At 69.8% G+C, this 19,069-nt stretch carries 15 protein-coding genes and 1 tRNA gene; 6 read left to right on the top strand and 10 right to left on the bottom strand.

Going from position 1 to position 19,069, the window contains the following annotated elements; genetic code table 11:
- Positions 1 to 5: 5 nt before the first annotated feature.
- From polA to ABZU91_RS10240, 8 genes are all read right to left on the bottom strand, one after another.
- Positions 6 to 2,705 (bottom strand): DNA polymerase I, encoded by a 2,700-nt coding sequence (polA, locus tag ABZU91_RS10275; protein ID WP_355236918.1) that lies wholly within the window; start codon positions 2,703 to 2,705, stop codon positions 6 to 8.
- 135 nt (positions 2,706 to 2,840) lie between these two features.
- Positions 2,841 to 3,551 carry an ABC transporter ATP-binding protein gene (locus ABZU91_RS10270; RefSeq protein ID WP_355236917.1) on the bottom strand — a complete coding sequence of 237 codons (711 nt, stop codon included), beginning with the start codon at positions 3,549 to 3,551 and terminating at the stop codon, positions 2,841 to 2,843.
- Positions 3,541 to 4,461, bottom strand: coding sequence for an ABC transporter ATP-binding protein (locus tag ABZU91_RS10265; protein WP_355236914.1), 921 nt, complete (start codon positions 4,459 to 4,461; stop codon positions 3,541 to 3,543). The genes ABZU91_RS10270 and ABZU91_RS10265 overlap by 11 nt, the downstream gene beginning before the upstream one ends.
- Positions 4,454 to 5,644 (bottom strand): branched-chain amino acid ABC transporter permease, encoded by a 1,191-nt coding sequence (locus ABZU91_RS10260; protein WP_355236911.1) that lies wholly within the window; start codon positions 5,642 to 5,644, stop codon positions 4,454 to 4,456. Before ABZU91_RS10260 ends, ABZU91_RS10265 begins: the two co-directional genes overlap by 8 nt.
- On the bottom strand, positions 5,641 to 6,591 hold the full coding sequence (locus ABZU91_RS10255; protein WP_355236908.1) for a branched-chain amino acid ABC transporter permease: 951 nt from the start codon (positions 6,589 to 6,591) through the stop codon (positions 5,641 to 5,643). The genes ABZU91_RS10260 and ABZU91_RS10255 overlap by 4 nt, the downstream gene beginning before the upstream one ends.
- 110 nt (positions 6,592 to 6,701) lie before the next feature.
- Positions 6,702 to 7,868: a branched-chain amino acid ABC transporter substrate-binding protein gene (locus tag ABZU91_RS10250; protein ID WP_355236905.1), complete on the bottom strand. Its 1,167-nt coding sequence runs from the start codon at positions 7,866 to 7,868 to the stop codon at positions 6,702 to 6,704.
- Positions 7,869 to 8,076: 208 nt separating this feature from the next.
- Entirely contained in the window at positions 8,077 to 9,261 is a 1,185-nt protein-coding gene (locus ABZU91_RS10245) for a hypothetical protein (protein ID WP_355236902.1), read from the bottom strand.
- 50 nt (positions 9,262 to 9,311) lie between these two features.
- Positions 9,312 to 9,935, bottom strand: a complete 624-nt coding sequence (locus ABZU91_RS10240; RefSeq protein WP_355049623.1) for a response regulator — start codon at positions 9,933 to 9,935, stop codon at positions 9,312 to 9,314.
- 97 nt (positions 9,936 to 10,032) lie between these two features.
- Here ABZU91_RS10240 and ABZU91_RS10235 point away from each other — a divergent pair.
- The 3 genes from ABZU91_RS10235 to ABZU91_RS10225 all read left to right on the top strand — a co-directional run bounded on the left by ABZU91_RS10235 (position 10,033) and on the right by ABZU91_RS10225 (position 11,842).
- A tRNA-Leu gene (locus ABZU91_RS10235) sits at positions 10,033 to 10,110 on the top strand.
- Between the two features lie 35 nt (positions 10,111 to 10,145).
- The gene (locus tag ABZU91_RS10230; protein WP_355236899.1) at positions 10,146 to 10,895 is read left to right on the top strand and encodes a transcriptional regulator; all 750 of its coding nucleotides are present in this window, start codon (positions 10,146 to 10,148) and stop codon (positions 10,893 to 10,895) included.
- Between the two features lie 296 nt (positions 10,896 to 11,191).
- On the top strand, positions 11,192 to 11,842 hold the full coding sequence (locus ABZU91_RS10225) for an epimerase (protein ID WP_355236896.1): 651 nt from the start codon (positions 11,192 to 11,194) through the stop codon (positions 11,840 to 11,842).
- On the opposite strand, the gene ABZU91_RS10220 is transcribed toward ABZU91_RS10225, so the two are convergent.
- On the bottom strand, positions 11,843 to 13,021 hold the full coding sequence (locus tag ABZU91_RS10220; RefSeq protein WP_355236894.1) for an aminotransferase class I/II-fold pyridoxal phosphate-dependent enzyme: 1,179 nt from the start codon (positions 13,019 to 13,021) through the stop codon (positions 11,843 to 11,845).
- An 83-nt stretch (positions 13,022 to 13,104) separates the two neighbouring features.
- Between ABZU91_RS10220 and ABZU91_RS10215 the strand changes: the two genes are divergently transcribed.
- Positions 13,105 to 13,578: an Lrp/AsnC family transcriptional regulator gene (locus tag ABZU91_RS10215; protein ID WP_355236891.1), complete on the top strand. Its 474-nt coding sequence runs from the start codon at positions 13,105 to 13,107 to the stop codon at positions 13,576 to 13,578.
- Between the two features lie 12 nt (positions 13,579 to 13,590).
- Positions 13,591 to 14,634 carry an LLM class flavin-dependent oxidoreductase gene (locus ABZU91_RS10210; protein ID WP_355236888.1) on the top strand — a complete coding sequence of 348 codons (1,044 nt, stop codon included), beginning with the start codon at positions 13,591 to 13,593 and terminating at the stop codon, positions 14,632 to 14,634.
- A 199-nt stretch (positions 14,635 to 14,833) separates the two neighbouring features.
- On the opposite strand, the gene ABZU91_RS10205 is transcribed toward ABZU91_RS10210, so the two are convergent.
- Positions 14,834 to 17,119, bottom strand: a complete 2,286-nt coding sequence (locus ABZU91_RS10205; RefSeq protein ID WP_355236885.1) for a cellulose binding domain-containing protein — start codon at positions 17,117 to 17,119, stop codon at positions 14,834 to 14,836.
- Between the two features lie 237 nt (positions 17,120 to 17,356).
- Between ABZU91_RS10205 and ABZU91_RS10200 the strand changes: the two genes are divergently transcribed.
- Positions 17,357 to 18,796 carry a pyridoxal-dependent decarboxylase gene (locus tag ABZU91_RS10200; RefSeq protein WP_355236882.1) on the top strand — a complete coding sequence of 480 codons (1,440 nt, stop codon included), beginning with the start codon at positions 17,357 to 17,359 and terminating at the stop codon, positions 18,794 to 18,796.
- Positions 18,797 to 19,069: the final 273 nt, after the last annotated feature.

Below are 19,069 nucleotides of genomic sequence, written 5' to 3'. Positions count from 1 at the left end.
GCAGATCAGTGATCGGCGCTGTTCCAGTCCCGGCCCTCGCCGACCGACACCTCCAGCGGCACCGACAACGGGTACGCCCCGCCCATCTCGCGCCGCACCAGCGCCTCCAACGTCTCCCGCTCACCGGGCGCGACCTCGAAGACCAACTCGTCGTGCACCTGCAACAGCATCCGGGAGCGCAGACCCGCGTCGACGAGCGCGGTGTCGACGTGCAGCATCGCCACCTTGATGATGTCGGCGGCCGAACCCTGGATGGGAGCGTTGAGCGCCATCCGCTCGGCGATGTCGCGGCGCTGCCGGTTGTCGCTCACCAGGTCGGGCAGGTAGCGGCGGCGGCCCAGGATGGTCGAGGTGTAGCCGTCCTGGCGGGCCTTGGCGACCACCTGGTGCAGGTAGTCGCGCACCCCGCCGAAGCCTGCGAAGTAGTTTTCCATCAGCCCGCGCGCCTCGTCGGTGCCGATGCTGAGCTGCTGGGACAGGCCGAATGCGCTGAGCCCGTACGCCAGGCCGTAGTTCATTGCCTTGATCTTGCGCCGCTGGTCCGGGGTGACCTCGTCGACCGGTACGCCGAAGACCGAGGAGGCGGTGACGGCGTGGAAGTCGGCCCCGGAGTTGAACGCCTCGATCAACGCGTCGTCCGACGAGAGGTGCGCCATGATCCGCATCTCGATCTGGCTGTAGTCGGCGGTGAGCAGGCACTCGTACCCCTCACCCACCACGAAGGCCCGGCGGATGCGCCGGCCCTCCTCGGTGCGGATCGGGATGTTCTGCAGGTTGGGCTCGGTGGACGAGAGCCGACCGGTCGCCGCCACCGTCTGGTTGAAGGTGGTGTGGATCCGCCCGTCGTCGGAGACGGACTTGAGCAGGCCGTCCACCGTCGACTTGAGCTTGGCGACGTCGCGGTGGCGCAGCAGGTGGGCCAGCACCGGGTGGGGCTGCTGCGCGTACAGCCACTGCAGGGCGTCGGCGTCGGTGGTGTAACCCGTCTTGATCTTCTTGGTCTTCGGCAGGCCCAGCTCGGTGAAGAGGATCTCCTGCAACTGCTTGGGTGACCCGAGGTTGAACTCCCGGCCCACGGCCTCGTACGCGCCCTGCGCGGCGGCCTTCACCTCGGCGGCGAAGTGCGCCTCCAACTCGGAGAGGTAGTCGGTGTCGGCGGCGATGCCGGTGCGCTCCATCGCGGCGAGCACCCGCATCAGCGGCAGCTCCACCCCGGCCATCAGCCGCGCGGACTGCTCGCCGTCGCGGGACAGCTCGGCGTCGATCGAGTCGGCGAGGTCGAGGGTCGCGCGGGCCTGGAGCATGAGGTTCTGCTCGGCCGCCCCCTCGTCGCCCAGCCCGTCGAGGGTGAGCTGACCGGTCTCGGGCGCGTCCACCCGCAACTCGCGGTGCAGGTAGCGCAGGGCCAGGTCGGTCAGGTCGTAGGACCGCTGGTCGGGGCGGGCCAGGTACGCGGCGATCTGGGTGTCGCGGACGATGCCGGCCAGGTCCCAGCCGTGCGCGGCGCAGGCCAGCACGGCGGGTTTGCTGTCGTGCAGCACCTTGGGCCGCTGCGCGTCGGCCAGCCAGGACGCGAGGGCACCCTCGTCGGAGGCGTCGAGCCCGCTGGGGTCGACCCAGGCCGCCGCGCCACCGGCACTGGCCAGCGCCAGCCCGGTGATCGAGGCGGTGTGGCGGCGGTTGGGGCCGCTGTCGAGCTTGACCGCGAGCCCGACCGGGGTGCCGCTCGGGGCGTGGGCGTCGAGCCAGGCGGCGAGCGCGCCCGGCTCGGTGAGGACCTCGCCGGTCAGGTCGAACCCGGACTCGGCCTCCGGCTCGACGGCCTCCAGATACTGGTAGAGGCGGTCGCGCAGGATGCGGAACTCCAGGGTGTCGAAGACCTGGTGCACGGCCTCACGGTCCCACCCGGCCCAGCGGGCGTCCTCCGGGCGTAGCGGCAGTTCCAGGTCGGAGACCAGACAGTTGATCTCGTAGTTGCGGATCACGTCGGCCAGGCGCTCCCGCAGGCTGTCGCCGGCCTTGCCCTTGATCTCGTCGGCGCGGGCGATGACGCCCTCCACCCCGCCGTACGTCGTGATCCACTTGGCGGCGGTCTTCGGACCGACACCCGGCACGCCGGGCAGGTTGTCGCTGGTCTCGCCGACCAGCGCGGCGAGGTCCCGGTAACGCTCGGGGCCGACGCCGTACTTCGCCTCGATCGCCGCCGGGTCCATCCGAGCCAGGTCGGAGACGCCCTTGCGCGGATAGAGCACGGTGACCTGGTCGCCGACGAGCTGGAACGCGTCGCGGTCACCCGAGCTGATCAGCACCGTCATGCCCTGGTCACGGGCCTGACAGGCGAGCGTCGCGATGATGTCGTCGGCCTCGTAGCCCTCCATCTCGACCACCGGGATCTGCAACGCCGCCAGGACCTCCTTGACGAGGCTGACCTGGCCCTTGAAGTCGGTCGGGGTCTCGCTGCGGCCGGCCTTGTACTCCGCGTACCTGTCGGTGCGGAAGGACCGGCGGGAGACGTCGAAGGCGACGACGATGTGGGTGGGCTGCTCGTCGCGCAGGACGTTGATCAGCATCGAGGTGAAGCCGTACACCGCGTTGGTCGGCTGACCCGTCGTGGTGGAGAAGTTCTCGACCGGCAGGGCGAAGAACGCCCGGTATGCCAGGGAATGTCCGTCGACGAGGAGCAGGCGCGGCGTCGTAGCTGTCACGGCAGCGACTCTAGTCCGTCGCACCGACAACCCCGGGTGGCGGCACCGCACGACCGGCGCGAAGACACGTCAGCGGCCGAAACGCCGGCGGCCGGCCGCCCCCGAGGGGACGACCGGCCGCCGGATCGCCGTGGCTCAGGCCACGCCGAGGTACGCCTCCTTGACCGCCGGGTCGTGCAGGAGTTCCTGGCCGGTGCCCTCCTTGACGATCCGGCCCGTCTCCAACACGTAGCCCCGGTGGGCCCGCGACAACGCCTGCTGGGCGTTCTGCTCGACCAGCAGGATCGTGGTGCCCTGCTCGTTGATCCGCGTGATGATCTCGAAGATCTGCTGGATCAACTTCGGCGCCAGACCCATCGACGGCTCGTCCAGCAGCAGCAGCTTCGGACGGGTCATCAACGCCCGACCCACCGCGAGCATCTGCTGCTCACCGCCGGAGAGCGTGCCGCCGGCCTGCTTGCGGCGCTCGTGCAGCCGCGGGAACAGCTCGAACACCATCGCCAGGTCCTTGGCGATGTCGGCTTTGTCCCGGCGGGTGTAGGCCCCCATCTCCAGGTTCTCCAGCACGGTCATGCCCGGGAAGACACCACGGCCCTCGGGTGACTGCCCGATGCCCCGGATCACCCGCAGGTCGGCGCGCATCCGACTGACGTCGGTGCCGTCGAACTTGATGCTGCCGCCGGAGATGGCGTGCAACCCGGAGATCGCCTTCATCGTCGTGGTCTTGCCGGCGCCGTTCGCGCCGATCAGCGCCACGATCTCGCCCTGCTCGACGTGCAGGCTGATGCCGTGCAGCGCCTCGATACGGCCGTAGAGCAGCTTCAGGTCGTCGATCTCAAGCAGCATCCTCGACACCTCCCAGGTATGCCGCGATCACCTTCGGGTCGTCGCGCACCTCGGCCGGCGACCCCTCGGCGATCTTCTGCCCGAACTCCAGCACCACCAGCCGGTCCACCACGCCCATGACCAGTCGCATGTCGTGCTCGATCAGCAGGACGGTGACCCCCGAGTCGCGGATCTTGCGGATCAGCTGCAGCAGGGCGACCTTCTCCGCCGGGTTGAAACCGGCGGCCGGCTCGTCGAGGCAGAGCAGGGTGGGATCGGTGGCCAGGGCCCGGGCGATCTCCAGACGACGCTGGTCACCGTACGACAGGTTGCGCGCCAGGTCGCCGGAGCGACCCTCGATGCCGACGAAGTCCAGCAGCTCGCGGGCCTTCGCCTTGCCCTGCCGCTCCTCCCGCCAGTGCCGCGGCAACCGCAGCAGGGCGCTCGGGACGCTGGTCTTGTGGTTGGCGTCCGCGCCGACCTGCACGTTCTCCAGCGCCGTCATCTCCGGGAAGAGGCGGATGTTCTGGAAGGTACGCGCGATGCCCAGCTTGGTGATCTGGAACCGCTTACGGCCGCTGACCTTCTCGCCCCGGAACCGGATCTGCCCGGTCGTCGGCGTGTAGACGCCCGTCATCGCGTTGAAGCAGGTCGTCTTGCCGGCGCCGTTCGGGCCGATCAGACCCAGGATCTCCCCCTCGTAGAGGGTGAAGTTGACGTCGTTGAGGGCCACCACGCCGCCGAACCGCAGCGTGACGTGGTCGACCTCCAGCAGCGGCTTCCGGCCGTCAACCGGCGCGGCGGGCTCGCTGACGGCCTCGTCCGGCGTCGACGAGGTCTCCGCCGGGCTACCGACAGTCGTCCGCGCGTCGATCGCCATGTCGCGCTCGCTGGTGACGTCGCGCTCGCTACCCATCCGTGGCTCACTCAACGACAGCCACCTCCTTCTGCCGGTCCTGGAGCTCGGCGGCCCGTCGCCGGTTCGGCCACAGACCCTGCGGTCGGAAGATCATCACGATGATCAGCAGGATGCCGAAGATGAAGTACCGCAACGACGTCGGGCTGACGTCGAAGTCGTTGCCGAAGACGGTAGCCGTCTCCGGCAGACCGAACACGTCGCCCACCGACCGCAGCCACTCCGGAATGTAGATGACCAGGAAGCCGCCGAGGATCGCACCGCCGATGCTGCCGGCGCCACCGAGCAGAACCGCCGCCAACACCAGAATCGAATTCTCCAACGAGAACGTCGACGAGTTGACGAAGTTGGCCTGACCGGCCCACAACGTGCCGGACAACCCGCCGACCGCCGCACCGATCGCGAACGCCCACAGCTTGAACCGGAACGTCGGCACACCCATCAGCTCCGCCGCGTCCTCGTCCTCGCGGATCGCCACCCAGGCCCGACCCACCCGGCTGTTCGCCAGGTTCCGGATCAGGAAGACAGCACCGATGATGACGGTGAGCAGCAGCCAGTAGTACGGCTTGAACTCGAACTGGAAGATGGCCGTACCGTCCGGGTACTTGCCCGGCGGGTGCCCGACCTGCGGGATGCCGCGGTCACCATTGAGGATCCAGTCCTGGTTCTTGGCGACGATCCGGATCATCTCCGCGAAACCGAGCGTCACGATCGCCAGGTAGTCACCCCGCAGCCGCAGCGTCGGAGCGCCGAGCAGCACACCGGACAACAGCGCCAGGGCGATCGCGATGGGCACCGTGACCAACCACGGCCACGGGCTCTCCAGCCAGTTGTACTCGGTGATCAGCTTGCTCTCCGGCGACGTCAACAACGCCACCGTGTACGCGCCGACGGCGAAGAAACCGAAGAACCCCAGGTCCAGCAGACCCGCGTAGCCCACCACCACGTTGAGACCGAGCGACAGGAGCACGATCCACGCGCAGTAGAACAGCACCGCCGCCATGTCGTTGCGGGTGGTGTACAGGGGAATCCACAGACCCGGAATGTTCAGGTACTCGTAGAACCACTTGTTCGGCAGGACGTAGAGGAAGGCGATGAAGGCCAGCAACCCGGTGATCCGGGCCGACTTCGGCAGCTCGTCGACCCGCCGACCGAAGGCACTCGATGCGGAGTGCCAACGCTCTCGCAGAGCGGTCATGCCCGCGCCCTCCCCAACGACTCGCCCAGCAGACCGGTCGGGCGGAACATCAGCAGGACGATCAGCACCACGAACGCGATGAGATCCCGCCACTGCGAGCCGAACAGCGCCGACCCGTAGTTCTCGACCAGACCCAGCAGGATGCCGCCGATCGCCGCGCCCCGCAGGTTGCCGATACCGCCCAGCACCGCTGCGGAGAACGCCTTGAGCCCGAGCAGGAAGCCGATGTTGTACCGGGTGTTTCCGCTCTTCATGTCGCTGAAGACGGCGGCCACACCCGCCATCAGACCGCCCAGCACGAAGACCAACGCGATGACACGACTCTTGTTGACACCCATCAACGCGGCCGTGTTGGCGTCCTGCGCGACCGCGCGGATGCCCTTGCCGAACCGGGTCCGGTTAACGAACCAGTCCAGCCCCACCATCATGATGATGGCCACGCTCAGCGTCAGCATCTGCACCGGCGTGACGCTCCAGCCGCCGATCTTGAACAACGTGTCCGCGGGCAGCAGAGCCGGCGAGCCGACCTGACGCCGCTGGGTCAACGTCCCCATCAGCTCCATCAGGGCGTACGAGGCGCCGATGGCCGTGATCAGGAAGGCCAGGGGCGGCGCGTTACGCCGACGCAGCGGGCGGTAGGCGGTAACCTCGATGAGTAGGGCGACACTGCCGGACAGCAGCGCCGCGGCCACGATCGCCAGAGCGATCAGCAGCAGCGAACGGCCCACCGACGGAGCACCGCTGTTGCTGTCGAGCCCGAAGGCCGCCCAGGTCCAGATGGCACCGAACGTGCCGATCATGAAGACCTCGGAGTGCGCAAAGTTGATCAGGCGAAGTACGCCGTAAACGAGGGTGTAGCCGAGGGCGATGAGCGCGTAGATCGCACCCTGCACCAACCCGGTTGTGGTCAGTTCCGGGAAGCCCCGGACGAGTTCTGCAAAGTCCACCGATGCTCCGAAGGGTGTTGCGTTGAGCCGATGCGGCCGGGGTTACGCACCCCGACCGCATCGAAACAACTCTGTTCGTCACGCCCTCAAACCTGTGACCCCCGACGGGATCAGGCCTTCGGGATCTCCACGTCCGGAGCCCACGCGCCGGCCTTCGCCTTGAAGGCCCACACCTTGACCTGGGCCGGGTCCAGCTCGCCGCTGGGCTCCCACTTGTAGGTCACGCCCGAGGCGGAACCGGCCTTGTTGTAGGTGGAGAGGAAGGCCTGGATGTCCGCGCGGGTGGTCTTACCGGCCTTGATCGCCTCAAGGTAGATGTTGGCCAGGTCGAACGACACGTCCGCGTACACGCCCGGGTCGACGCTGTACTTGGCCTTGAAGTCAGTCACGAAGGTGCCCTTGGCCGCGGTGGCCGGGCCACACGGGCAGGTCGCGATGGTGCCCTCGACGTCCTTCTGACCAGCCACCGACAGCATGTTGGCGTCGTTGATGCCGTCGCCACCGATGAACGTGCCGGTCCAGCCCGCAGCCCGCAGCTGCTTCAGGAACGGCGCCGCCTCCTCGGTGTAGCCCGCGTAGAACAGCACCGTCGCGCCGCTGGTCTTCACCTTGGAGATCTGCGCGCCGAACTCCTGCGCGTTGTCGACGACCTTGTCGGTGCCGATGACCAGCGAGCCGAGGCCCTTCTTGGCCTCGTCGGCCAGACCCGCGCCGTACGCGGACTGGTCGTCGATGACGAACGCCTTCTGCGCCTTCAGCACGTTCTTGATGTAGCTGGCGATCGCCGGACCCTGGGAGAAGTCGTTACCCACGCCGCGGTGGAAGACCTTCCAGCCCTTCTCCGACAGGCTCGGCCGGGTGGCCGACGGGCTGATGACGGCGAGACCCGCGGTGTCGAAGATCGGCAGCGCGACCTCGCTCTCACCGGAGAACGCCGGGCCGACCATGGCCACGATCTTCGAGTTGGCCGCCGCGTTGGTCGCCAGACCACCCGCCAGGTCGGCCTTGCCCTGCGAGTCGAACGCCTCGACGGTGACCTTGCAGTCCGCGTTCTCCGCGTTGTACTTCTCCACGGCGAGGTCGGCACCCTGCTTCATCGGGGTGACCAGACCGGCGTCGGCGCCGGAGAGCGCCCCGAAGAAACCGATCTTGAGGTCGCACGCCTTGTTGGCGGAACCACCCGACGTGCCCTCGTCCTTCTTACACGCGCTGGCGCCGCCGGCAACAAGCGCCAAGATGGCGACGCTGCCGAGGACGCGCACGAAGTTTTGCCTCAAGGCTGGAACCCTCCTCCGTCCTGAAGCCCGATGGCGTCTGGCAGAACGCCAAGACCACACCGGACCGGACCGTTCACCCGGTCTGGGGCGGGACGTTATCCCACAACCACTACTCCCCGTAAGGTGTCGTAGGCGGCGTTGACTCAACCGTTACCAGAAGCGGAGAACCTCGCGTTTAGATGTCACATCGGCGCGTGTCGACAACTCGTCAAACGGGTTCAGAGGGTGCGAACCACACCCTCGCCGCCACCCCGTCGTCGAGGGTGACCACCATCCGACCGCCCGCCACCGCAACCGCCGCAGACGTGTCCCCACCAGCGGAAACGCGACCCGGAAGGGTTACCGGCAGCCACGACGAGGCATCCCCGCCGGACCGCCACAGCCGGTGCCCGTCGCTCGCCACCGTCATCGCCAGGACCGCACCGCCATCGACGCCCGCGACCGCCTCGACCCCCGCCACCGCACCGGCACCCGTGGCCCCGAACCCCCCACGGGCACGCCAGTCATCGGCGCCCGCGGTTGCCTCAGGCGACCACTCCCAGGCCTGGAACCCGCTCCCCCGCACCCCCAGGGCGTACACCGTGGCGCCCACCCGGACGAGACGCTGCACGATTTCGTCCGTACCGGTCGCCGGCAACGGCAGCCGCGTCCAGGCCCGGCCGTCACCCGACGACCAGACGTACGGATCACGGTCGGCCCGATCCGCCGGCCTGCCCCCGCCACCGACCAACCAGCCCTCGGGCACCGCCACCGCATCCGTGGCGATCGTCGTCACCGCCCCATCACTGGCCAGCCCGGGGGCGTCGTCCACCAGCACGAAGTCGGCCGCGTCCGCGGAACGCCACACCGCCGCCCCACTCGTCCGCGCACCCGCGATCAGCCACCCGCCAGCGCCACCCGCGATACGGCTCGCGCTGACCGCCTCCGGTCCGCCGTACAGCTCGAACTCCGCCGGCACCTCGGTCAGACCACCGTCGGCGTCCTGCCGCCACGTCCGCACCCGCGGATTGCCGTGCGCGCCACCCGACCGCGCCCCGATCACCGCGATCCGATCATCGGAACACCCGACGGCGTAGAGGATCGCGCGCTCGCCGTAGTAACTGATCGGACGCAACGGCAGCGACGTCCACACTCGACCGTCCACGCTCCGCCACGCAGCCGGCCGGGTTCCACCGTCCGGCGCACCCACCGCGCCGACCACGTACCACCGACCCGCGCAGACTGTCACATCACGGGCGATGAGCCGACCAGGCGGACCCGGGGGCACCGGCAGATCCGCCATCTCCCACCGTGGACGCACCGGTTCGGGAAGCCGCTCGTCGTCGGCGGCCCGGCAGCCGGCGAGCAGCGTGACGACAACCCCGAACACCGCGACCGTACGCCGGACCGACACGTAGCTGATGCTATCGATCCGATCACCCGCCGCCGAGCGACGAGCAGCGATCAGACGCTCGGTTGCTGCGCCACCTCACCGCCGGCGGTCTCCGCGAGGATCCGCTCGGCGACCTCCTTCATGGTCATCCGGTGGTCCATCGCCGTGCGCTGGATCCACTTGAACGCCTGCGGCTCGGTCATCCCGTACGTCGTCATCAGCGCGCCCTTGGCGCGCTCCACCGTCTTGCGGATCTCCAGGCGGTCGGTCAGGCTCGCGACCTCGGCCTCCAGGGCCGCGACCTCCGAGTACCGCGACAGCGCGATCTCCACGGCCGGGACCAGGTCACTCTTCTGGAAAGGCTTCACGAGGTACGCCATCGCGCCCGCCGCCCGCGCCCGCTCCACCAGGTCCCGCTGGCTGAACGCGGTCAGGATGATCACCGGGGCGATCCGGGCGCCGGCGATGCGCTCGGCGGCGGCCAGCCCGTCCATGATCGGCATTTTGATGTCGAGGATGACGAGGTCGGGCTTCAGCTCCTCGGCGAGGCGCACGGCGGTTTCGCCGTCGCCGGCCTCCCCCACCACCTCGTAACCCTCTTCGACCAGCATCTCGGCGAGGTCCAGCCGGATCAGCGCCTCGTCCTCGGCGATCAGTACGCGCCTGCGCTCGGCATCCGTCGGCGTCTCAGCCACCAGCCCTACCCCCACCAGTTCGAACCTGACACCCGCCCAGCCGGGTGTCACCGCCCTCAGCGTAGTGGGTATCCTGTCAGGGCCGAATCAGGGAAGCGCCCTCGTAGCCCAACTGGCAGCAGGCAATGGCTTCAAACTCCATACAGTGTGGGTTCGAATCCCACCGAGGGCACCACAAAAGATGTCGTACGGGTGTTCGAGAATTCTCTCGTGCATCCACCCGAGATTCGCGCACGAGCACGGCAGATGTTCCTCGCCGGCAAAACGGTCGCCGACACCGCTCGCGCCGTCGGTCTGCCGTACTTGACTGTCTGGCACTGGTGTAACGACCGTCCGGAGGCTCGACTCCAGGGCACGGAGCTCCGGTGCTTCCGCTGCCGGGAAGGTGTCGACAGTCCGACAGACCCCGCCGCCTACGTCTACCTGCTCGGCCTCTACCTGGGCGACGGCCATCTGGCCGTCTCACCGAAGGTGCCGGTACTACGGATCGCCTGCACGGCTAGCTATCCACACCTCGTCGACGCGTGCGAGTCGGCCATGCTCTCCGTGCTCGCGTCACGCGTGCAACGAATCCGCAAGCAGGGCTGCGTCTCGGTCGAGAGCAGCGGCAAGCACTGGCCGTGTCTGTTTCCGCAGCACGGTCCCGGCAAGAAGCACGAGCGACCGATCGTCCTGGCCGACTGGCAACTGTCGCTCGTCGAGAGCCACCCCGGCGACTTCGTGCGCGGTCTGTTCCACTCCGACGGCTGCCGGTTCGCCAACCGGGTGACCGTGCGCGGCAAGGAGTACATCTACCCGCGCTACATGTTCGTCAACGAGTCGACCGACATCATGGGGCTCTGCCAGTGGAGCCTGGACCTGCTCGGTATCGCCTGGCGGATGAACCGCCGCAACTGCCTGTCCGTGGCACGCCGCGACGCGGTAGCCACGCTCGACCGACACGTAGGCCCAAAGTCCTGACCCACCCCCCACCCACCCACCCGGCCCCACCCCCACCCGGCCCGGTCGATCATGAAGTTATTGCTCCGACACGCCGAGGTCGGAGGCAATAACTTCATGATCGGCCGGCGTGGGGACGGCGATCGACCGGCGTGGGGACGGCGATCGACCGGCGTGGGGACGGCGATCGACCGGCGTGGGGACGGCGATCGACCGGCGTGGGGACGGCGATCGGCCGGCGTGAGGACGGCGATCGGCCGGCGTGGGGACGGCGCGTGGGAGCCTGTGCGAGTGTCGACGACAGGAGGCGGGTTCTGATGCGGGTGGTCATCTTCGGTGCGACCGGCATGGTCGGTCAGGGCGTGCTGCGCGAGTGTCTGCTCGCCGAGGACGTGCGGGAGGTGCTCACCGTCGGCCGCCGGCCGACCGGTCAACAGGACCCGAAACTGCGGGAGCTGACCGTCCCCGACGTGGGTGACCTGGAGGCGGTACGGGCGGAGCTGACCGGCGTGGACGCCTGCTTCTACTGCCTGGGCGTCTCGTCGTTGGGTCTGGACGAGGCGGCGTACACCCGGATCAGCTACGACTTCCCGATGGCTGCCGCGCGACTGTTCGCAGAGGTGAGCCCGCAGGTGACGTTCGTCTACGTCTCCGGCGTCGGCACCGACTCGACCGGGCAGGGCCGGGTGATGTGGGCGCGGGTCAAGGGTCGCACCGAGAACGCGGTCATGGACCTGCTGCCCAACGGGTACGCGGCGCGGCCGGGGTTCATCCAGCCGACGTACGGGGCGGTGTCGCGGACGCGGGCGTACCGGATCGGGTACGCGGTGACCCGTCCGCTGGTCCCGGTATTGCGGCGGCTGCTGCCGAACCAGGTGACGACGACGGACGGGATCGGCCGGGCGATGCTGCGGGTGGCCCGGGAGGGTTCGCCGACCCGGGTGTTGGGCAACCGCGAGCTGCGCTGATCAGACGACCGCGTCGAGCGCCTGGGCGAGGTCGGCGCGCAGGTCCTCGGGGTCTTCGAGGCCGACGGAGAGGCGCAGCAGCGCCCCGTCCGGCTTCGCGTCGCCTTCGACGGGTCGGTGGGTCAGCGAGGCGGGGTGCTGTATGAGGGTGTCCACGCCGCCGAGGGACACGGCGTGGGTGATGAGTCGGCAGGAGGCGGCGACGGTGGCGGCGGCGGGCGCGCCGCCGCGTACCTCGAAGGCGAGCAGGCTGCCGGGTCCGGACATCTGCCGGCCGACGAGCGCCGCCGGGTCGTACACCGAGGGGTGGTGCACCCGGTGTACGGCGGGGTGGTCGGCGAGCCAGCCGGCGAGTTTCTCGGCGGTGGCCTGTTGGGCGCGGACCCGCAGCGGCAGGGTCTGCAGGCCGCGGTGCAGGAGGTAGCCGCCGAGGGGGTGCAGGATCGCGCCGGTGACGGCGCGGACCTGGCGGAGTCGGGCGGCCCAGGCATCGTCGCAGGCGACGACGCCGGCGAGGACGTCGCCGTGGCCGCCGATGCTCTTGGTGGCGCTGTGCAGGACGAGGGCGGCGCCGTGGCGGGCGGGTTGTTGCAGGACGGGCGTGGCGACGGTGTTGTCGACGAGCAGGGGTACGTCGCCGGCGGCGGTGGCGAGGGCGGCGATGTCGACGAGGTCGAGGGTGGGGTTGGCGGGCGTCTCGATGACGACGAGGGCGGTGTCGGGGCGGACGGCGGTGGCGACCTCGTCGGGGTGGGCCCAGGTGACTGTGGTGCCGAGCAGGCCGGTGGCGAGGACGTGGTCGGTGCCGCCGTAGAGGGGTCGGACGGCGACGATGTGGCGGTGTCCGTCGCGGGTGGCGGCGAGCAGGGTGGCGGTGAGGGCTGCCATGCCGCTGGCGAAGGCGACGGCCTGGTCGGTGCCTTCGAGGGCGGCGAGGGCGGTTTCGAAGCGGGCGACGGTGGGGTTCCAGAGCCGCTGGTAGACGGCGCTGGCACCGGCGGGGAGGGTGCCGCCGGTGGCGAGGTGTTCGTACGCGTTGCCACCGTCGTCGACCGAGGGCAGCGGGTTGGTGGTGGAGAGGTCGATCGGTGGTACGTGCACGCCGAGCGTGCGCAGGTCGTCGCGGCCGGCGTGTACGGCTCGGGTGTCCACCGTCGTCATGGCGGTAGCGTCGAACATCCGCAGCCGGGGAGGCAATGCTTTGGTAGATGATTCTGTCGGGGCACCTTCTCTCTGTCGTTGATTCGGTGGAGAATGCGGGGATGCCCCCTGAGTCGAATGATGTACGGCCGGCGCTGGACGAGGTGGACCGCGCGATCCTCGCCGAGTTGGCGGCGGACGGCCGGTTGCCGAACAACGCGCTCGCCGAGCGGGTGGGGGTGGCGCCGTCGACGTGTCTGACGCGTACGCGGGCGTTGCGCGAGCGCGGGGCGATCCGGGGGTTCCACGCGGAGGTCGATCCGGCGGCACTCGGTCTGCCGTTGCAGGCGCTGGTGTCGGTGCGGTTGACCGCCCACGAGCGGGCGGCGGTGGACGCGTTCCGGGCGCGGTCGGTGCGGCTGCCCGGGGTGGTGTCGGTGTTCCACGTGGCCGGTGCGGAGGACTACGTGCTGCACGTGCGGGCGGCGTCGGGTGACGCGCTGCGGGATTTCGTGCTGGACCACCTGGCGGTCGATCCGGTGGTGCAGCACACCCAGACCAGCCTGATCTTCGAGCAGGCGCGGGGTGTGGGCTGAGCGGCGGCCGGAATGAACGGGCAGGCCGCCGAGTTGGCACAACGTGTGATCACCGTACCGTTGTCTGTTCTTGATCTTGCTCCGGTCGCGAAGGGCGCCACCGCCGGTGACGCCCTTCGTGCCACCACCGAGTTGGCCCGGCGCACCGAGGAGCTGGGCTACCGCCGGTTCTGGGTGGCCGAGCACCACAACATGCCGGCGATCGCCAGCTCCGCGCCGGCGGTCCTGCTGGCGCACCTGGCGGCCAACACGTCGACGATCCGGCTGGGTTCGGGCGGGGTGATGCTGCCGAACCACGCGCCGCTGGTGGTGGCCGAGCAGTTCGGCACCCTGGAGGCGCTGCACCCGGGCCGGATCGACCTGGGCATCGGCCGGGCCCCGGGCACCGACCAGGTGACCGCGCTGGCGTTGCGGCGCACCATGGAGGGCCTGTCCGCGGAGGGTTTCCCGCGTGAGCTGGCCGACCTGATGAACTATTTCAGCGGCGAGAAGCCGGGACAGATCGTCGCCACCCCGGGTCGGGGCGAGCAGCCGGCCGTCTGGCTGCTCGGTTCCAGCGGCTTCAGCGCCCAACTGGCCGGCCTGCTGGGTCTGCCGTTCTCGTTCGCGCACCACTTCAGCTCGGCGAACACGCTGCCGGCGTTGGCGCTGTACCGGCAGAATTTCCGGCCGTCGCAGTGGCTGGACAAGCCGTACGCGATGGTGGCCGTCAACGCGGTCTGCGCGGACACGGACGAGCGGGCCGAGTGGCTGGCCGGGCCGAGCGCGCTGTCGTTCCTGAAGCTGCGTTCCGGTCGGCCGGAGCCGCTGTCGACGCCGGACGAGGCGGCCGCGTACCCGTACACCGAGATCGAGCGGGAGTTCGTGCTGCAACGGCGCGACGGTCAGGCGATGGGATCGCCGGAGACGGTGCTGCGGCAGCTCACCGAGTTGCAGGAGCGCACCGGCGCGGACGAGCTGATGCTCACCACGCTGGTGTACGACGTGGCCGACCGGGTGCGGTCGTACGAGTTGATCGCCGAGAAGGTGGCCGGGGGCCTGCGTCGGGACGCGTGAAACACGATCTTCACGTCAGCGTCACTCCCGCGACCCGGACGGTGCCTAATGTTGGTGCCGGTGGTGGTACGGCATTCCCGGTCGGGACGGGTCGGGAATGCCGCGGTGTGGAGCACCGGGCTGCAGCTGTGCGGATTCCGCGGCTGCGGCCCGGTGCCTGCCACCTTAGGCGAACTCGATCAGGACCGCCAGGGTCAGATCAGCGTAGGTAGATGTTCGGGGTGGGTGGACCGGCCATCTGATCGCCGATGAAGAACCCCGGATGTGGCGGCTGGTTGTACGCGGTGTTCTGCCACGCGATGGCCACCCGGTACTGCGGGTCGTGCATCAGCGTGTGGATCCGGGTGCTGGTCGGGGTGGGTGTGCTGTAGATGCGCAACGCCCGGCTGTCGGTGGTCCGCCAGATCACCTCCTCGCGCCAGTCGCCCAGGATGTCGCCCGAGAGCGCGGGCGTGGACTTGGTGCCGTTGTTGGACGCCACCCCGTTGCCGTCGAGCAGCCGGGTCTCGCCTCCGGTGCCGTACTTGTCGATCTTCGTGGCGTCCAGCAGTTCCCGGACCGGATCACCGTCCCACCAGGCGAGGAAGTTCGTCGACGACGGCTTGCGGCCGATGTTCTGCCCACGGGTGTTGGCCAGTCCGGAGACCGCCGCCGACCAGGACTCCGCGCCGGGGCTGCCGGCCCAGATGTCCGCGGAGACGCCCCGGCCGTTGTCGCCGGAGGCCGGCGTGGACCACAGGATCTGACCGGTACGGGCGTCCGCGAACCACGAGCTGGGCTTGCTGGCGTCCTCGTCGACCTTGAACACCTCCAGGCCGGCGCGGCCCGGGTCGAGATCCCCGACGTGCATCGCGTCGCCGTGCCCGTTGCCCGTCGAGTAGAGCAGCCGACCGTTGTCGTCGATGGTGGCGGCGCCGTAGACGATCTCCTGGCGGCCGTCACCGTCGACGTCGGCCACGGAGAGCTGGTGGTTGCCCTGCCCGGCGGCAGCGCCGTTGCCGGACGAGTTCGAGTCGAACGTCCAGCGCTTGGTCAGGGATCCGTTGCGGAAGTCCCAGGCGGCCACCACCGCGCGGGTGTAGTAGCCCCGCGCCATGATCAGGGACGGGCGCTGGCCGTCCAGGTACGCGGTGCCGGCGAGGAAACGGTCGACCCGGTTGCCGTACGAGTCACCCCAGGACGACACGGTGCCGCGCGGCGGGTCGTAGGTGACGGTGGATGCGATCGCGCCGGTCTGGCCGTTGAACATGGTCAGGTACTCCGGGCCGGACAGCACGTAGCCGCTGGAGTTGCGGTAGTCCGCCGACGACGAGCCGATGAGCTGACCGGTGCCGGAGCGGGTGCCGTCGGCGGTCTTCATGGCCACCTCGGCGCGGCCGTCGCCGTCGTAGTCGTACACCTGGAACTGGGTGTAGTGCGCGCCGGCCCGGATGTTGCGGCCGAGGTCGATGCGCCACAACCGGGTGCCGGTGAGCGTGTACGCGTCGACGTAGACGTTGCCGGTGTAGCCGGACTGCGAGTTGTCCTTGGCGTTCGACGGGTCCCACTTGAGCACGATCTCATAGGTGCCGTCGCCGTTGAGGTCGCCGACCGAGGCGTCGTTGGCGCTGTAGGTGTAGCTCTCCCCGCTGGGGGTGATGCCGCCCGCCGGCACCTGCAGGGGCACGTCCAGGTAGCCGTTGGCGAACTGCAGGGCGGGCGCGGACGCCGCCTGCTCGGCGCCGCCCACCACGGCCCGCACGGTGTACGCCGACCCGGCCGCCGCACCGCTGTCGAGGTAGGTGGTGGCGCCGGTGATCGGGTTGGCGTTGACCCTGGTCGAGCCGCGGTACAGGTTGAACGACACGCCGGAGGTCTCGGTGCCGAGCAGTCGCCAGGAGACCAGGTTGCCGCTGCCGGAACGAACGCTGATCAGCCCACGGTCGAGGTTCTCCATCTGTTTCGCCCCGGCCGGAGGGTCGGTGGGCGGCGGCGTCGTCGGCGGCGGAGTGGTCGGTGGAGGCGTGGTGGGCGGCGGGGTGGTCGGTGGTGGGGTGGTCGGGGCCGGCGTGGTCGGGCCGCCCGTGGGAGGCGCTCCGGTGCAGGTGACCCCGTTGAGCGCGAAGCTGGCCGGCGCGGGGTTGCTGCTCGTCCACGAGGCGTTGAACCCGAACGAGGCGGTGCCGTTGGTGGCGAGAGCGCCGTTGTAGTCGACGTTGCGCGCGCTCACCTGGGCGCCGGACTGGCTGACGATGGCGTTCCACGCCTGGGAGACCTGCTGGCCGGCGGTGTACGACCAGGTCAGGGTCCAGCCGTTGACCTCCTCGCCGAGGTTGGTGATGGTGACGTTGGCGCCGAAACCGCCCTGCCACTGGTTGGTGACCTGGTAGTCGACACGACAGCCGACAGCGGCGGCCGAGGCGACGACCGTACCGACGGTGCCGGCGACGACGGCTGCCGCTGTCGAGGCGGCGAGCAGACTCAACCGTTGTCTTGACGGGTGCATGAACTGCCTCCGGGGATCCGGTGATGACCGCTCTGGTCCACCTGCCCTGCCCGGGGTGGCACGGTGGACGGTCCGCCGCGGCGGCGGCGAACGGCGATCTGGTCGGGGATGAACGCCCTGGAACTCGGATCCGGCTCAGCCGCATCGTAGGGCAAGCGCTTTCCACTCCGCAATATCGACGATCGTCACGCCGTGCGGCTCTTGACCCTCCCCCACGCCGCCTGATCGACTCGCCGGGTGAGCGCACCACACATGGACCCGGACGAGTTCCGCCGCGCCGGCCACGCCGTCGTCGACTGGATCGCCGACTACTGGACGACGCTGCACCAGCGACCGGTCACCTCCGCCGACCCGCCGGGCACGGTGGCCGGGACCCTGCCGAGCGCGCCACCGAGCACCGGCGGCGAGCCGGTCGAGGCGGTGCTCGCCGACCTGGACGCCATCGTCCTACGGGGGCTGACGCACTGGCAGCACCCCGGGTTCTTCGGCTACTTCCCCGCGAACACCTCGGGTCCGAGCCTGCTCGGCGACATGGTCAGCTCCGGCCTCGGGGTGCAGGGCATGATGTGGGCCACGAGCCCAGCGTGCACCGAACTCGAGACGGTCATGATGGACTGGCTGGCCGACCTGCTCGCCCTGCCGGCGCGCTTCTCCTCGACCGGCGCCGGCGGCGGTGTCATCCAGGACTCGGCCTCCTCGGCGACCCTGGTGGCCACCCTCACCGCGCTGCACCGCGCCAGCGCGGGCCGCTGGCGCGCCGCCGGCATCGACAGGCGCTACCGGGCGTACACGTCGGTGCACGGGCACTCCTCCATCGAGAAGGCCGCGCGGATCGCCGGACTGGGCGCGGACGGGGTCCGGACGCTCGACGTGGACCCGGACACCCAGGCGCTGCGCCCGGACGCGCTGCGCGCCGCGATCGAGGCGGATCTGGCCGCCGGCGACGTACCCGCCATCGTGGTCGCGACAATCGGCACCACCTCCACCACCGCCGTCGATCCGGTAGCGGAGATCGGGGCGATCTGCGCCGAGTACGGCATCTGGCTGCACGTCGACGCCGCGTACGCGGGCGCCGCCGCCGTCTGCCCCGAGCTGCGCTGGTCGCACGCCGGTCTGGAGTACGCGGACTCGTACTGTTTCGACCCGCACAAGTGGCTGCTCACCGGCTTCGACTGCGACGCGTTCTGGGTCGCCGACCGCCGTGAGCTGATCGAGGCACTGACGGTGCTCCCGGAGTACATGCGCAACGCCGCCTCCGAATCGGGAGCGGTGCTCGACTACCGGGACTGGCAGGTGCCGCTGGGCCGCCGTTTCCGGGCGCTGAAACTGTGGTTCGTGCTGCGCTGGTACGGCGTCGAGGGCCTGCGGGCGCACATCCGCTCCGGCGTGGCCCTGGCCGCCCGGTTCGCCGACCACCTCCGCGCCGACGACCGGTTCGAGCTTGCCGCGGCGCACCCCTTCTCGCTGGTCTGCTTCCGGCTCCGCGCCGACGACGACACGAACGCCGAACTGCTGGCCCAGGTCAACGGCACCGGCCGCGTCCACCTGACCCACACCCGCGTCGCCGGCCGCTACACGCTGCGGCTGGCCGTCGGTTCACCGCAGAGCACCGAGGCGCACGTCGACCAGGCGTGGGCGCTCCTCGCCGAGGCGGCGGAGAAACTGCTGACGCGCTGACGGCCCGGGCGTTACCGCCGTCAAACTCCCGCCGTGACGGCGGCAGAGGAGCCGGGTCCCGGCTGCCCGTCGGCAGGGCTGATGACCGGCGGCAGCGCCGCACCTCGCCCTGGCGGGGGCGAGGACCCTAATGAGTGTGATGCCTGTGAGTCATCTTGATGACTCACAGGCATCACCCTCACGGGGGAAGCACCCCGCCGCGAACACCGACGGGTGGCGGGGAGACTCGCCCCGGACAGCCGTCGCACGAGCAGCGCAGGTTGCTGGTCGGCG

The sequence above is a fragment of the Micromonospora sp. NPDC005174 genome (assembly GCF_040608495.1).
Taxonomy (GTDB): domain Bacteria; phylum Actinomycetota; class Actinomycetes; order Mycobacteriales; family Micromonosporaceae; genus Micromonospora.
The sequence above is the reverse complement of the archived record's forward strand: the minus strand, read 5'-3'. Positions and strand labels throughout refer to the sequence as shown.